The organism is Klebsiella sp. JB_Kp004 (genome assembly GCF_040065795.1).
GTDB lineage: Bacteria > Pseudomonadota > Gammaproteobacteria > Enterobacterales > Enterobacteriaceae > Klebsiella > Klebsiella quasipneumoniae.
In genome coordinates this window covers 115,995-130,032 of record NZ_JBEAKW010000042.1, presented here as the reverse complement: position 1 = coordinate 130,032, position 14,038 = coordinate 115,995, and the positions used below count along the sequence as shown (strand labels likewise).

The window sequence follows — 14,038 nt, the reverse complement described above, 5'->3', positions numbered from 1 at the left end:
GTCCGGGCACCACTATTTAAAGAACCCAGCCTATGGCTGGGTTTTTGCTTTTCTGTAGCCGGACTCTCCATCGAACTGCGTTAACCCGTGATTTCCCTGCTGCGCTTTTCTCCTGGCCAGCGCCGCTGCCACTTAACGGCAAGCGCAGGCCTGTTCCCCATAGAATCTTTTCGCAAATACATTGCCAGATATCAGATAACACGCTGATTAAAATCGCCTTTTTGTCGCCAAAAGCGGCTAAAAACGCCCTTTTCTGGCAATCGATCCGCCCAGGCGGCTACCCTGCTTTCCCTCCGGATGGCTGAATAGCATCTTATATTCCATTTTGCGCTAAATGGCAGAGAAATATTCTTTAAATAACCGATTTCACAGACCTACCATGCAAAAATATCTTAAACGAGTGGGTAAATGGTTATGTCACTGTTTCATTCCGTGAGCGACCTGATCGGTCATACTCCCCTGCTCCAGTTGCACAAACTGGATACCGGCCCCTGCAGTCTGTTTTTAAAACTGGAAAATCAGAACCCGGGCGGCTCAATTAAAGATCGGGTCGCGCTGTCGATGATTAACGAAGCCGAGCGCCAGGGAAAACTGGCGCCCGGCGGGACAATTATCGAAGCCACCGCCGGCAATACCGGCCTCGGCCTGGCGCTGATCGCGGCGCAGAAAAATTACCGCCTGATCCTGGTGGTGCCGGACAAAATGAGCCGCGAGAAAATCTTTCACCTGCGGGCGCTGGGCGCGACGGTGCTGCTCACCCGCTCCGACGTCAATAAAGGCCACCCGGCCTACTACCAGGATTATGCCCGCCGCCTTGCCGATGAAACGCCGGGGGCTTTTTACATCGACCAGTTTAACAACGACGCGAATCCGCTGGCGCACGCTACCTCCACCGCGCCAGAACTTTTCCAGCAGCTGGAGGGCGACATAGACGCCATCGTCGTCGGCGTTGGCTCCGGCGGCACGCTGGGCGGGCTTCAGGCCTGGTTTGCAGAACATTCGCCGAAAACGGAATTTATCCTCGCCGATCCGGCGGGCTCGATCCTTGCCGATCAGGTTGATACCGGACGCTACGGCGAAACGGGATCCTGGCTGGTCGAAGGGATTGGAGAAGATTTCATCCCGCCGCTGGCCAGGCTGGAAGGGGTGCATACCGCCTATCGCGTCAGCGACCGCGAAGCGTTCCTCACCGCGCGCCAGCTGCTGCAGGTCGAGGGGGTGCTGGCCGGCTCCTCCACCGGTACCCTGCTCAGCGCCGCGCTGCGCTACTGCCGGGCGCAAAGCCGTCCGAAGCGGGTAGTGACCTTCGCCTGCGACAGCGGCAATAAATACCTGTCAAAAATGTTCAACGACGACTGGATGCGCCAGCAGGGGCTGATCGCCCGTCCCGAACAGGGCGATCTCAGTGATTTTATCGCCCTGCGCCATGACGAAGGCGCCACCGTCACGGCCGCGCCGGACGACACCCTGGCCGCAGTATTTACCCGCATGCGGCTGTATGACATCTCCCAGCTGCCGGTGCTGGAGGATGGCCGCGTGGTCGGCATCGTCGATGAGTGGGATTTGATCCGCCACGTAAAGGGCGATCGCCAACGCTTCTCTCTGCCGGTTAGCGAAGCGATGAGCCGCCATGTTGAAACTCTCGATAAGCGTGCGCCAGAGAGCGAACTGCAGGCCATTCTCGATCGCGGTCTGGTGGCGGTGATCGCTGACAACGCGCGTTTTCTTGGCCTGGTCACCCGCAGCGATGTACTGACCGCCTGGCGTAACCGAGTCGCACAATAAGGAATTTTTTATGTCATCTATCCACACCCTGAGCGTACATAGCGGAACCTTCACCGACAGCCACGGCGCAGTGATGCCGCCGATTTATGCCACCTCCACTTTTGCTCAGCCGGCGCCGGGACAGCATACCGGCTATGAATATTCCCGTAGCGGGAACCCTACCCGCCACGCGCTGGAGACGGCGATCGCCGACCTGGAAAACGGCACGCGCGGCTACGCGTTCGCCTCCGGGCTGGCCGCCATCTCCACCGTGCTGGAGCTGCTGGATAAGGACAGCCACCTGGTGGCGGTCGATGATGTGTATGGCGGTACTTATCGCCTGCTGGAAAACGTTCGCCGTCGTAGCGCTGGTCTGCAGGTGAGCTGGGTGAAACCCGACGACCTGGCGGGGATTGAAGCGGCGATCCGCCCCGATACGCGCATGATCTGGGTGGAGACGCCCACTAACCCGCTGCTGAAGCTGGCGGATCTCAGCGCCATCGCCGCCATCGCGCGACGCCATAACCTGATCAGCGTCGCCGATAACACTTTCGCCTCGCCGGCGATCCATCGCCCGCTGGAGCATGGGTTTGATATTGTGGTCCACTCCGCGACCAAGTACCTCAACGGCCATTCCGATGTCGTCGCTGGCCTGGCGGTGGTTGGCGATAACGCTGAGCTCGCGGAAAAGCTTGGCTACCTGCAGAATGCGGTAGGCGGTGTACTCGACCCGTTCAGCAGCTTCCTGACGCTACGCGGCATCCGTACCCTGGCGCTGCGGATGGAGCGCCACAGCGCGAACGCGCTGCAGCTCGCCGAATGGCTGGAACAGCAGCCGGAGGTAGAGCGAGTCTGGTTCCCCTGGCTGGCCTCGCACCCGCACCATCGGCTGGCGCGCCAGCAAATGGCCCTGCCCGGCGGCATGATTTCCGTCGTGGTGAAGGGCGATGACGGTTACGCCGAACGCATTATCAGCAGGTTGCGCTGGTTCACCCTTGCGGAGAGTCTGGGCGGCGTGGAGAGCCTGGTGAGCCAACCGTTTAGCATGACCCACGCCTCGATCCCGCTGGAGAAGCGCCTGGCGAACGGCATCACGCCGCAGCTGATCCGCCTGTCGGTCGGGATCGAAGATCCTCACGATCTGATTGCCGACTGGCAGCAGGCGCTACGGGAGGAGTGATTATTCCGACGCGCGGGTCGTCGCCAGCGCGTCGGCCATTCCCTGCTGAAGGTGGGCGATAAACTGCGTCAGCTTCGGCAGGGGCCGGCGATCCTGGCGCCAGAGCAGATGCACAGGCCTCGGCTGTGGGGTCCACGCCTCCAGCACCCGCATCAGGCTGCCGCTGGCCAGCGCATCGGCCAGCAGCACCTCCGGCTGCATCAGCAGCCCGGCCCCGGCGATCGCCGCCTGGCGCAGCGCATAGCCATCGTTGCAGCGCAAAACCGCATCGCGCTTCCAGCGCACTTCCCCCTCCATGCCCGGCAGCCGCCACTCGTTGCGCGCGGTCCAGACCGTATGGGACAGGCAGAGATGATCGGCGAGATCTTCCGGCGTCCCTGGCGTTCCGTAACGCGCCAGATAAGCCGGCGCGGCGCAGATCACCATCCGATAGGGCGCCAGATAGCGGGCCACCAGATCCTCCTGATGGATCTCGCCAATGCGGATCGCCAGATCGAAACCTTCATCCACCAGATCGACCATCCGGTTGGTCAGATCCAGTTCCACCCGGACCGCTGGCCAGGCCTGCAGAAAGGTGGCGGTCAGGGGCGCGATCACGCTGGCGCCGAACGAGGTGGGCGCGCTCACCCGCAGGGTGCCGGCGGGCGCCAGCCGCAGCCGCTCAACGGCGCTTTCGGCGATGGAGACCTGCTCCATCACCCGTTTCGCTTCGTCAAAATAGACCCGCCCGGCGTCGGTGAGGCTCTGGCGTCGGGTGTTACGCTCCAGCAGACGCGTCGCCAGCTGGGTTTCCAGCTGGGCGATGTATTTCCCGACCATTACCGCCGACAGCCCCAGGCGCGACGCCGCCCCGGTAAAGCTGCCGCACTCCACCACGGCAATAAGCGTCTCCATCCCTCGCAGCTTATCCATATTGCTAACCTCTGGTTAGTAATGTTCTAACTTTCAGCCAGTTTATCCGATATCCGTTTTATTAAAGAATAGGCTTTCACCTCATCAGGAGTCAGCCATGAAAATTATCGTTATCGGTGCCAGCGGCACCATTGGTCGCGCGGTCAGCGAAGAACTGGGCCAGAGACATGACGTTATCCGCGTCGGCCGCACCCGGGGGGATTATCAGGTGGATATTACCTCCCAGGGGAGCGTCGAGGCGCTGTTTGCGCAGACCGGCGAAGTAGACGCCATCGTCTCCACTACCGGCAATCTGCACTTTGGGCCGTTAAGCACCATGACCGATAGCCAGTTCAACCTCGGTCTGCAGGACAAGCTGCTGGGGCAAATTCGCCTGGCGCTGATCGGCCAGCATTTCCTGCGCGACGGCGGGTCGATTACTCTGGTAAGCGGTATTGTCGCGCAGGAGCCGATTGCTCAGGGCGTCAATGCCACGACGGTTAACGCCGGTCTGGAAGGCTTTGTGCGCGCCGCCGCCTGCGAACTACCGCGCGGGATCCGCATTAATCTCATCAGCCCCACCGTGCTCAGCGAGTCGCTGGCGGCCTACGGCGACTTTTTCCCGGGCTTTGCCAGCGTCCCCGCCGCCGCCGTGGCGCAGGCCTATCGCCGCAGCATTGAAGGAGTGCAGACCGGCCGCATTTACCCGGTCGGCTACTAGCCCGTGCCGGCCCGCCGGGGCCGGCGCTTACATCCTGACGTCGTTGCAGGTACACTAACGGCTGATTGTCTCCGGCCGAAAAACTGATGTTGAAAAAATTACCTTTTATTATCCCGCTGCTGGCGCTTATCGCGCTGCTGGTCTGGTGGTTCACCCCGCATTACACCAAGGAAGACGAAGCTTACTACCGGGCGGTATTTTGCGTGATCGATCATGACGACAGCCGCCAGTTCCTCGACGATATGCAAAACATCGTCGAGGGGGGGAATTCTGACTACGCGCTGCATAAAGCGCATTACCTGCCGGCGCTGGGGCAGCGGATGCTGGACACCTGGCATCAGCTCAGCCCGCAGGAACAGCAGACGCTGCGTCAGGACCGGCAGCGCTGCGGCGAGATATTACGGGCAAAACAGCAGGGTGAATAATCCCGGCGGGCTGGCGAAACAGCAGCCCGTCCCAGCGTCCGATAAGATCCCGCTGTTGATGAGCCGATCGCTGTCACAAAATCCTCCCCTATCGCCGAGCCACGGGATGACGTTTTTTTCTGCGGTCGCATACGATAAAAAGTAGTTGATCTGGTACGAACTAACTCTTATTTTGCTTCTCAGTTTTCAAAATGAGATAAAACTGATGCCTGTCATTATTGCCAGTAGTGTTAAAGAAGCCAAAGCGTTAATTAACGGTGGGGAATACAGGGAAATTATTCTTAACTTCGATATTGATGCCGATGACTTTTTCTCTCTCGCCAGCCATTCGGCTGGGACAAAAATCTCCATCTCCGACCGAAACGATCGCTCTCCGGTAAAATCAGCAAAATAATTAACCCGTGAGGGACATCTATGTGGTTGTTTATTGGTACCTTTGCGGTGGCTTTTCTCGCAGCGCTGATGTTGGTCTGGCTGGATGATCGCATCGCCGATACGGAGTGACCCCAGCGCTGAACGCTAGCGTCACCCCCTCTCGCTACTGAGGCGAAGAGGGTGCGCCGCCGCTAAGCGGCGCACAGCAGGGTCGTTACAGGGAGGCCGCCAGCCGCTCAACGGCGGTCAGCAGCCCTGCTTCCGACACCGTGGAGTAGGAAAGGCGCAGGGTACGGGTATCCGGATTATCGTGATAGAACGCTTCCCCCGGGACGTACACAACGCCGTTTTCCAGCGTTTTCTTCATCCATGCCATGGTATCGAACGGATAGCGGAAACGCGCCCACAGGAACATCCCACCCTGTGGGCGGCTGAATTCCAGATGATCGCCAAGGCGACTCTCCAGCGCGTCGGCCAGCGCCACGCACTTCTTGCGATAGTCTTCGCGAATCAACACAATCTGATTTTGCAGCCGGTTCAGGCTGAGGTATTCCGCGGTGATCACCTGCGACAGCATATTGGTATGCAGATCCGCCGCCTGCTTAACGATCACCGTCTGCTGCGCCAGCCAGTCCGGCATGACGATCCAGCCGATACGCATCCCCGGCGCGAGGATCTTTGAAAACGTCGAGGTGTAAACCACCTGATCTTCACAGCCCAGCTCAACGGCGTGCTGATAGAGCGGACGTCGCACGGCGTCAGTAAAGCTAATTTCACCGTAGGGATCGTCTTCCAGAATGACGAAGTCATATTTTTTCGCCAGCTCGACCAGCCGGCGACGACGCGCCTCGCTCAGCGTTTTACCGCCGGGGTTGCCGAACGTCGGCACCAGGTAGACGGCTTTGACGCGGGTGGTCTCCAGCAGGTCGGCCAGTTGCTCCACCAGCATCCCGTCATCATCGGTATCGACGCTGAGGATATTGGCCTGCGCCAGCTGAAACACCTGCAGCGCCGCCAGATAGGTGGGTCGCTCAACGACGATAGTATCGCCTGGATCGAGCAGCGTGCGGGCAACGATATCCAGCGATTGCTGGGAGCCGGAGGTGATATAGACCTGAGCGGCTGAACAGGTCACGCCACGGGCGTGGCAGATTTCACTCACCGCCTGACGCAGCGGCGGGTAGCCTTCGGTCAGACCGTACTGAAATGCGTCATGAAAACGCTCGCTCATCACCTTCTGCACCGCCAGCTCCAGGCCTTCGGTATCAAACAGTTCCGGGGCCGGAATGCCGCCGCCAAGCGAGATCACGCCCGGCAGTTTACTGTGCTTGAGAAGTTCGCGGACGGCGGAGGGCTTGAGTTCACCCGCGCGGGCGGCGAGACGCCGATCGTGCATACTATTTTCCTTTTCTGTCTTGTTGTTGTGTTAATTATCTTGGCTTTGTTGCAGGTGGTCCCCGGCGGCGCTTACCGGACCGGGCTATCCTGGTTCGTGTCTCTGCGCTTTCCCCGGACAGGGCGCGAGCCGCTATCCGGGGTCAGCACATCACGCTTTATCTTTCAATACGATCAGCGGCTCTATGTCGCTCTCTTTTTTCACCACCAGCGACGAATCGCCGCGCAGGCAGGTACCGCCGTAGTTACCGCCGACGGTAAAGGTGCACACCTGGATATACTTGCCATCCACTTTCGGCAGGCACCACAGCTGCTGGTAGATATTCTTACGATCGACAAACTGACCGCTGGTCTGATCCAGAACCTCATCCTGAGGCCCGATCAGGTCGATATTGTTTCCGCAGCGTCCGGAAATGGGCTTCACGGCATAACCGGTTTTCGCCAGCTCGTCGTTAACCACAAAATCAGTATCCAGCAGATAGCGATGATGCGGGAACAGCGACCATAGCACCGGCAGGATCGCTTTGTTGCCCGGGATCACCGTCCACAGGGGTTCGAATACCAATACTTCAGGACGCAGCAGGACGTCAATCAGTCGCACCTCATTCTGCGGATGTCCGGTACGAATCGGCACCGCCGCGTACTCATCGGCGCTGACTTCGCGCACCTGCTCAATGGCGGTTTCCCATGCCCAGGTTTTCCAGACGCAGTTGACCAGCCGCCCGTCGGCGTCGATCAGCTGGCCGGCGGCATCCCAGCGCAGTTCATCGAGACCAAAGAGAATTTTGCTCTCGAAACCGGCCTGGGTCAGCGAACGCTGGATAAACTTCGCGTGGTAATTCTCTTCCAGATCCTTGTCCTGCATGATGTGCACGAAAGGCCGCGCCCGGCTGTGTTTCCACGCCCCCGCCAGCTCATCGAGCAGACCTTCGGCCGGATTGTGACCCGTGCCGTAGTAGCCCTGCTTCAGCCACTGCTCGAGGATCAGCCCGCCTTCGGTATGGCAGGAGGCGGAGTCGGCATTGTACTCGTACACCTTCAGCCCGCGCTCGTCCATGCAAAAATCCATGCGCCCGGTGATCATATGATGACGCCGGCGCTGCCACGAGAGACGCAGACGCGGCCAGAGGATTTTCGGGATATCAAACAGCGCCAGCAGGTTATCATCCTTCATTACCTTATCGGTGGCGTGCAGATACATCAGGTGCAGCTCGTTGGTGGCTTTAATCAGCTCCTGTTCGGCGCTTTCGCTGATGGTGAAATACTGATAGGGGTCCTGATTGATAAAATGGCCGTTGGCCGCCACGTAGGCTTTCTGCAGCGGATCTTTCTCGTTCAGCCATTTGCCGCGGAACTGGCCGTTGTTCGGCAGCCGCGCGCCCTTGATCGCCATCGCCTCGCCCGGCAGCACCGGCTGCGGCAGGCTGTGTTCGGTATCGGCGGTCTGGATCATCCAGCCTAAAATTTCGGTATCGGCAAAGGTATCTTTGATGGTGTACCGGCCGGCGTTGACCTCGAGGGTCAGCTCGCGGGTCCACTGCTGGCCCTGCGGCAGCGGCGAGTGAATGACGTTCTGCTCGGCGATACGCACCTTATTGCCGACAAGCTGGGTGATCACCGCGACGTGGCCGGTGTGCTTGAACTCGCCGCCCTTCTGCCAGATCAGCAGCGAACCGGCGATCGGCGGACGACGGGAGCCGTTGGCGAAGGCCTGCAGCGGGAGAATATTGTCATTGACCACTTCGCGCAGAAAGCGCAGGGAGAAGATTTCATAGGCCATCCCCACATCGGTAAAGACAAACCCGTAGGTCAGGAACAGAAAGCGGCGCGCAAACTCAACGCACTGCCATTTATGCCCCATATACTCATTGCCGATGTAGCTGCGAAACGTCGCGTCATCCGGATAGTCCTGCGGATTTAAGCTACTGTAATTCGATGAATAAATTGCCACGCCGCCGGGCGCGTAGCCTAACAATGTCCCAAACGGGGCGTCACTGCTTGTCGATCCTTTGCTCATTTAGCCTGACCTCAAATAAATGCAGCCCGGGCAGTTGGCGAAACAAAACTCCCTCTTCTTATCCTGCCGCAGGCACTTACCAGACAGAGGTGTAACGATGATACCACTCATTCGTTTCGCTAATCGTGCCGTTAAGGAAAATAACCCTGCAGCCGAAAGCAGAAGTGATATCGTTATCGGTGATATAACAAAAAAACAACGCAACATCAGGAGTCGACAATGAGCACACCCTCGCATCTGAATGCCCAACCGCTGGTCTGGGGACACGGCCCGCGGACGTTTGAGGTGTTCCTTGAGCCCACCTGCCCCTACTCTGTCCGCGCGTTTAATAAACTCGACGATCTGCTCGATGAGGTCGGCGCCGATAACGTAACCATCAAGATACGGCTGCAGTCGCAGCCGTGGCATCTGTTCTCCGGGGTGATTGTCCGCTGCATCCTCGCCGCGTCCACCCTGCCGCATGGCAGAGAGCAGGCGCATAAGGTGATGCAGGCCGTGGCAGACCATCGGGAAGAGTTTGAATTTACCGATCACTGCAGCGGGCCGAACATGAACGCCACGCCGCAGCAAATCATTGAACGCATTGAGCGCTACAGTCACGTCCTGCTGGGGGCCGCCTTTGCCCGCCCGGAGCTGCAGGACGTGATCAAGTGGCACAGCAAATATGCCCGCCAGAACGGCATCCATGTCTCGCCGACCTTTATGGTCAATGGTCTGGTGCAGCCGGATCTGGGCAGCGGCGATGATGTCAGCGTGTGGGCCGCGCGGATTATGGCCTGAGGTCACCTGCTACACTTTTTGTACATCCACGAAAAAGGCAAACCAGCATGTCAGAGCAAAACTACCAGCCACCAAAAGTGTGGGAATGGAAGCAAAACAGCGGCGGCGCGTTCGCCAACATCAACCGTCCCGTTTCCGGCGCGACTCATGAACGCGTCCTGCCGGTGGGAACCCATCCGCTCCAGCTATACTCACTTGGCACGCCCAACGGCCAGAAGGTGACGATCATGCTGGAGGAGCTGCTGGCGCTGGGCGTCAGCGGCGCGGAGTACGACGCCTGGCTGATACGCATTGGCGAAGGCGATCAGTTTTCCAGCGGCTTTGTCGACATCAACCCGAACTCGAAGATCCCGGCGCTGAGCGATCACTCCACCACGCCGCCCACCCGAGTATTCGAATCCGGCAACATTCTTCTCTATCTGGCGGAAAAATTTGGCTTCTTCCTGCCGAAGGATCCCGCCGGCCGCACCGAAACCCTTAACTGGCTGTTCTGGCTGCAGGGCGCCGCGCCCTTCCTCGGCGGCGGCTTCGGCCACTTCTATAACTATGCGCCGGTGAAGATCGAGTACGCGATCGATCGCTTTACCATGGAAGCCAAACGCCAGCTCGACGTGCTGGACAAACAGCTCGCCCGCGGTCGCTATGTGGCCGGCGAGGAGTATACCATCGCCGATATGGCGGTCTGGCCATGGTATGGCAACGTGGTGCTGGGCAATGTCTATAACGCGGCGGAGTTCCTCGACGCCGGGAGCTATAAAAACGTGCTGCGCTGGGCGCAGGATGTCGGCAACCGCCCGGCCGTCAAGCGCGGACGCATCGTCAACCGCACCAACGGCCCGCTCAATGAGCAGCTGCATGAGCGCCATGACGCCCGCGACTTTGACACCCAAACGGAAGATAAGCGCCAGGCGTAAGGTCTTCACCCTTTCCCGTTGACGGGAAAGGGTTCCCACCACAGGACGGTTCCGCCTGCGAAGCCGTCCTGTTTAGCTTTCCAGCCGATAGCCCGCCAGAAAATAGCGCATCGCCATACCCGACCCACCTTCTTTGAAGAAATCCATCACCATATCCCTGTCCAGGCCATAGCGACGGGTGAGGATCCCCGCTTCCCAGGCGCTGAGCTGGCGGTCGCCGGTTTTTTCAAACATGCGGTGCGAGTAGCCGAGCACAAACCCGCGTTTATAGTCGGCGCAAAAATTCGCCGCATGCGCGGCGGTGTCAGCATAGGATGCCTGTAGCCCCGCCATTAAGCCTTTGCCAAAATGATTTTCCATCGCGCCCTCCCAATCGTTATATAATAAATTATATAGCGTTTTTTTGAGCGAGCGGTAGCGCTATTTATGACGTTTGCGCTAGCGTAAATACTTCTCAAACCATGCCAGCGTGCGTTGCCAGGCAAGATCAGCCGCAGCCCGATCGTAGCGCGGCGTGGAATCATTATGAAAGCCGTGATTCACGCCCTGATAGAGATAGGCCTCATAGACTTTATGGTGTTCCTTCAACGCCTGTTCATAAGCGGGCCAGCCTTCATTAATGCCGCTATCGAGACCGGCATAGTGCAGTAGCAGCGGCGCTTTAATTTTATCGACCTCCTTCAGCGGCGGCTGGCGGCCGTAAAACGGCACCGCGCAGGCCAGCTCCGGAATGGCGACCGCCGCCGCGTTGCTGACGCCGCCGCCGTAGCAAAAACCGGTGATACCGACCTTCCCCGTCGCCTGCGGATGCTTCGCCATAAACGCGACCGCCGCAAAAAAGTCATTCATCAGCTTCACGGGATCGACTTTCTGCTGCAGCGCGCGGCCTTCATCATCATTTCCCGGATAGCCGCCGACGGAGCTCAGGCCATCCGGCGCCAGCGCGATATACCCCGCTTTCGCCACCCGCCGGGCGACGTCTTCAATATAGGGATTCAGGCCGCGGTTCTCATGCACCACCACCACGGCGGGTGCTTTGTCGGCTATTTTCGTCGGCGTCACCAGGTAAGCCCGCACTTCGCCGTGGCCGTCAGGAGAGGGATAATGAATATACTCCGGGCGGATATCCGGGTCCGTGAACGGTACCTGCTCTGCCAGGGCATAGTCGGGCTTCAGCAGATTAAACAGCGCCAGCGCGGTCATCCCGCCGACGGCATATTTCCCCGCCAGCTGGAGAAACTCGCGTTTGCTGATTTTGCCGTGGGCATAGTAGTCATAATACTCGAGCAGCTGCTGCGGGAAATCTTTGGCCGTTAATCGCGTCATCACCCTGCCTCCGTTGTTAAGCGCCCTTTAAGCAAAGCAGAAGCCCGGACATACGCCAGCGCAGAACAGCAGAAACGGGGAGAAACAGCCAGCGGCTAACGCCGCCGGGAGAGAAGGGATCAGTGTTTCACTTTGGTCAGACGATCGAGGTAGCCCATCACAAAGGCCGACAGCACAAAGGTCAGGTGGATGATGACATACCACATCAGCTTATTGTCCGGGACGTTTTTCGCATCCATAAACACCCGCAGCAGGTGAATAGAGGAGATCGCCACGATGGAGGCGGCAACCTTATTTTTCAGCGACGTCGCGTCCATTTTGCCCAGCCAGCTGAGTTTTTCTTTACCCTCGTTAATATCCAGCTGCGAGACAAAATTTTCATACCCGGAGAACATCACCATCACCAGCAAACCGCCCACCAGGGTCATATCCACCAGCGACAGCAGGGTCAGAATCATATCCGACTCGCTGACGCTAAAAATATGCGGCAGTATGTGGAAGATCTCCTGAAAAAATTTGATGGTCAGCGCAATCAGACCGAGCGAGAGGCCAAAATAAACCGGCGCCAGCAGCCAGCGCGAGGCGTACATAGCATTTTCCAGAAAGCGTTCCATAAGATCCTGTCAGTTAACATAAACGGCCGCCATTATATCGCAACAGGGTAACGCTTATGCAACATCAGCCGCCCGCGTCATCTGCAGGCGGCCAGAAACGGTTTCTTTAAAGTATGACCTCAAAGTCCTGCAAAGCGGAGTAGCCCTCGCTTTGTAGGCCAACCATTGAAGCAGCCAGCAGGCCAAATTTCGCGCCGACCCATTTTCCCTTCCCGGCAGCAAAACAAAGAGGAACCTTCCGCCACTCCTCCTCGGCTCGCCAGGAAAATTGACACAGTCCGCCTTCGCCTACAGCCACCTGCAGCTGACACTTGCCGCACTTAAGCTCAGCAAGAACCTGACGAGTTTCGCGCACCACGCCCGCATCGCTCATCCAACCGTGTCGCCACACGAGCCGGTAACTCCCTTGCCCAAACTCCACCAGCAAAGCGGCGTAGCGTTCGCCGTATACGATCAGGCCTCCGGCATCACCGTCCTGAGCGGCATATAACGTTACGCTTGTTTTCGCGCTAAAAGTTAGCGCCGGGAATTTCTGCAGCAACAGCTGCGGCGCCCAGTATAACGCTCTCTGTCCATCGACTTCGGATAATGGGACGCAGCGTAATCGAAGTTCGCCTTCCGCCGGCAGCAGCCACTCAGGGCTGGGGTTAGCCTGCCACTGCCACTGTATTCCCGGTTGGCCTTGCGCAAAATAGTCGCTGTTTTGCGGCGCCAATGCCGGTGAAGGCGTTAACCCTTTAGGACGCGGCCAACGTAAAACCGGCTGTCCGACGCCGCAGTTACCAATCTGCTCACCGATACGCGGCCAGCCATCGTTACCCCAGGACATCGGCTGGAGGTGAACCACGCGGCCATAGAGGTGTAAGTCCTGGAAATGAACAAACCAGCATTCGCCCTCCTCACCCTCCACCCAGCCGCCCTGATGTGGTCCATTTATCGAGGTGTTTCCCTGGAAAAGCACGTTTTTGGCTTCCCAGGGCCCCGTCATCTGGCGCGCGCGCAGTACCGTCTGCCAGCCATTTTCAACCCCGCCCGCAGGAGCAAAGATGTAGTACCAACCGGCGCGTTGATAAACCTTTGGCCCCTCAAGGGTAGGTAAATCGCAGCAGCCGTCATAGATAATCTGCCCTTCGCCCAGCAATTCGCTGGCGTCCGGCGCCATCGCAAACAACTGCAGTTTATGCTTGATGCCGCTGCGGCTATGGGCGAAGGCATGTACCAACCAGGCCTGACCATTGTCGTCCCAGAACGGGCAGGGATCTATCCAACCTCTGGCCTCGCGCAGGCAGTGCGGAGCGCTCCATTTCCCCCACGGATCCTCGGTATGGCAGATAAAAATACCTTCATCGGGCGTGCTGAAGCAGACCCACAGCTTGCCATCGTGCCAGCGAATCGACGGCGCCCATACGCCCTTACCCGGCTGATACCGGTCATAACCAGGTAGCGGCAGTTCATCCATAACGTGGTTGATGATAGTCCAATTAACCAGGTCCGTTGAATGCAGGATCGGTAAAGCGGGCACATGGTTAAAACTGGAAGAGACCATAAAGAAATCATCGCCTACGCGCACGATATCCGGGTCGGAATAATCGGCGCATAAGATAGGATTCTGGTATTCAGAAGGGGTCATATTTCG

General features: G+C 58.5%; 15 protein-coding genes. 7 read left to right on the top strand and 8 right to left on the bottom strand.

Going from position 1 to position 14,038, the window contains the following annotated elements; genetic code table 11:
• The first annotated feature begins 408 nt into the window (after positions 1–408).
• Positions 409–1,785 (top strand): cystathionine beta-synthase, encoded by a 1,377-nt coding sequence (locus tag ABLX76_RS18415; protein ID WP_165454422.1) that lies wholly within the window; start codon positions 409–411, stop codon positions 1,783–1,785.
• 10 nt (positions 1,786–1,795) lie between these two features.
• Positions 1,796–2,944, top strand: a complete 1,149-nt coding sequence (locus ABLX76_RS18410; protein ID WP_348875036.1) for a PLP-dependent aspartate aminotransferase family protein — start codon at positions 1,796–1,798, stop codon at positions 2,942–2,944.
• Here the strand turns inward: ABLX76_RS18410 and ABLX76_RS18405 are convergent, their stop codons facing one another.
• A complete protein-coding gene (locus ABLX76_RS18405) occupies positions 2,945–3,856 on the bottom strand; it encodes a LysR family transcriptional regulator (protein WP_348875034.1) in 912 nt (303 codons plus the stop codon).
• 97 nt (positions 3,857–3,953) lie between these two features.
• Between ABLX76_RS18405 and ABLX76_RS18400 the strand changes: the two genes are divergently transcribed.
• From ABLX76_RS18400 to ABLX76_RS18390, 3 genes are all read left to right on the top strand, one after another.
• Positions 3,954–4,556, top strand: coding sequence for a short chain dehydrogenase (locus ABLX76_RS18400; protein WP_032454058.1), 603 nt, complete (start codon positions 3,954–3,956; stop codon positions 4,554–4,556).
• Positions 4,557–4,642: 86 nt separating this feature from the next.
• Positions 4,643–4,981, top strand: a complete 339-nt coding sequence (locus tag ABLX76_RS18395; protein WP_087848612.1) for a hypothetical protein — start codon at positions 4,643–4,645, stop codon at positions 4,979–4,981.
• A gap of 205 nt (positions 4,982–5,186) precedes the next feature.
• Positions 5,187–5,375, top strand: a complete 189-nt coding sequence (locus tag ABLX76_RS18390) for a hypothetical protein (protein ID WP_004205204.1) — start codon at positions 5,187–5,189, stop codon at positions 5,373–5,375.
• Positions 5,376–5,570: 195 nt separating this feature from the next.
• Here the strand turns inward: ABLX76_RS18390 and ABLX76_RS18385 are convergent, their stop codons facing one another.
• The 3 genes from ABLX76_RS18385 to ABLX76_RS18375 form a co-directional block, all read right to left on the bottom strand.
• Complete coding sequence (locus ABLX76_RS18385) at positions 5,571–6,752, bottom strand: PLP-dependent aminotransferase family protein (RefSeq protein WP_348875032.1); 1,182 nt, start codon at positions 6,750–6,752, stop codon at positions 5,571–5,573.
• Between the two features lie 150 nt (positions 6,753–6,902).
• Positions 6,903–8,768: a bifunctional glutathionylspermidine amidase/synthase gene (gene gss, locus ABLX76_RS18380; RefSeq protein WP_060590330.1), complete on the bottom strand. Its 1,866-nt coding sequence runs from the start codon at positions 8,766–8,768 to the stop codon at positions 6,903–6,905.
• Positions 8,769–8,844: 76 nt separating this feature from the next.
• Positions 8,845–8,967, bottom strand: coding sequence for a hypothetical protein (locus tag ABLX76_RS18375; RefSeq protein ID WP_032454061.1), 123 nt, complete (start codon positions 8,965–8,967; stop codon positions 8,845–8,847).
• Positions 8,968–8,987: 20 nt separating this feature from the next.
• On the opposite strand from ABLX76_RS18375, the gene ABLX76_RS18370 reads away from it, so the two are divergent.
• Both ABLX76_RS18370 and yghU read left to right on the top strand, forming a co-directional pair.
• A complete protein-coding gene (locus ABLX76_RS18370; protein ID WP_004150918.1) occupies positions 8,988–9,548 on the top strand; it encodes a thioredoxin domain-containing protein in 561 nt (186 codons plus the stop codon).
• Between the two features lie 47 nt (positions 9,549–9,595).
• The gene (gene yghU, locus ABLX76_RS18365; protein ID WP_008806496.1) at positions 9,596–10,462 is read left to right on the top strand and encodes a glutathione-dependent disulfide-bond oxidoreductase; all 867 of its coding nucleotides are present in this window, start codon (positions 9,596–9,598) and stop codon (positions 10,460–10,462) included.
• Between the two features lie 72 nt (positions 10,463–10,534).
• Here the strand turns inward: yghU and ABLX76_RS18360 are convergent, their stop codons facing one another.
• From ABLX76_RS18360 to ABLX76_RS18345, 4 genes are all read right to left on the bottom strand, one after another.
• Positions 10,535–10,822, bottom strand: coding sequence for a DUF2623 domain-containing protein (locus ABLX76_RS18360; protein ID WP_002916743.1), 288 nt, complete (start codon positions 10,820–10,822; stop codon positions 10,535–10,537).
• A gap of 78 nt (positions 10,823–10,900) precedes the next feature.
• Complete coding sequence (yghX, locus tag ABLX76_RS18355; protein ID WP_101977690.1) at positions 10,901–11,788, bottom strand: YghX family hydrolase; 888 nt, start codon at positions 11,786–11,788, stop codon at positions 10,901–10,903.
• A 119-nt stretch (positions 11,789–11,907) separates the two neighbouring features.
• Complete coding sequence (locus tag ABLX76_RS18350; RefSeq protein WP_004105804.1) at positions 11,908–12,402, bottom strand: TIGR00645 family protein; 495 nt, start codon at positions 12,400–12,402, stop codon at positions 11,908–11,910.
• A 106-nt stretch (positions 12,403–12,508) separates the two neighbouring features.
• Entirely contained in the window at positions 12,509–14,032 is a 1,524-nt protein-coding gene (locus tag ABLX76_RS18345) for a family 43 glycosylhydrolase (protein ID WP_348875029.1), read from the bottom strand.
• Between the last annotated feature and the right edge of the window lie 6 nt (positions 14,033–14,038).

Bases quoted from the DNA above. Each gene is read 5' to 3' on its own strand.
- ABLX76_RS18415 (WP_165454422.1), top strand. From the start codon at position 409: ATGGTTATGTCACTGTTTCATTCCGTGAGCGACCTGATCGGTCATACT.
- ABLX76_RS18410 (WP_348875036.1), top strand. From the start codon at position 1,796: ATGTCATCTATCCACACCCTGAGCGTACATAGCGGAACCTTCACCGAC.
- ABLX76_RS18405 (WP_348875034.1), bottom strand. From the start codon at position 3,856: ATGGATAAGCTGCGAGGGATGGAGACGCTTATTGCCGTGGTGGAGTGC.
- ABLX76_RS18400 (WP_032454058.1), top strand. From the start codon at position 3,954: ATGAAAATTATCGTTATCGGTGCCAGCGGCACCATTGGTCGCGCGGTC.
- ABLX76_RS18395 (WP_087848612.1), top strand. From the start codon at position 4,643: ATGTTGAAAAAATTACCTTTTATTATCCCGCTGCTGGCGCTTATCGCG.
- ABLX76_RS18390 (WP_004205204.1), top strand. From the start codon at position 5,187: ATGCCTGTCATTATTGCCAGTAGTGTTAAAGAAGCCAAAGCGTTAATT.
- ABLX76_RS18385 (WP_348875032.1), bottom strand. From the start codon at position 6,752: ATGCACGATCGGCGTCTCGCCGCCCGCGCGGGTGAACTCAAGCCCTCC.
- gss (WP_060590330.1), bottom strand. From the start codon at position 8,768: ATGAGCAAAGGATCGACAAGCAGTGACGCCCCGTTTGGGACATTGTTA.
- ABLX76_RS18370 (WP_004150918.1), top strand. From the start codon at position 8,988: ATGAGCACACCCTCGCATCTGAATGCCCAACCGCTGGTCTGGGGACAC.
- yghU (WP_008806496.1), top strand. From the start codon at position 9,596: ATGTCAGAGCAAAACTACCAGCCACCAAAAGTGTGGGAATGGAAGCAA.
- ABLX76_RS18360 (WP_002916743.1), bottom strand. From the start codon at position 10,822: ATGGAAAATCATTTTGGCAAAGGCTTAATGGCGGGGCTACAGGCATCC.
- yghX (WP_101977690.1), bottom strand. From the start codon at position 11,788: ATGACGCGATTAACGGCCAAAGATTTCCCGCAGCAGCTGCTCGAGTAT.
- ABLX76_RS18350 (WP_004105804.1), bottom strand. From the start codon at position 12,402: ATGGAACGCTTTCTGGAAAATGCTATGTACGCCTCGCGCTGGCTGCTG.
- ABLX76_RS18345 (WP_348875029.1), bottom strand. From the start codon at position 14,032: ATGACCCCTTCTGAATACCAGAATCCTATCTTATGCGCCGATTATTCC.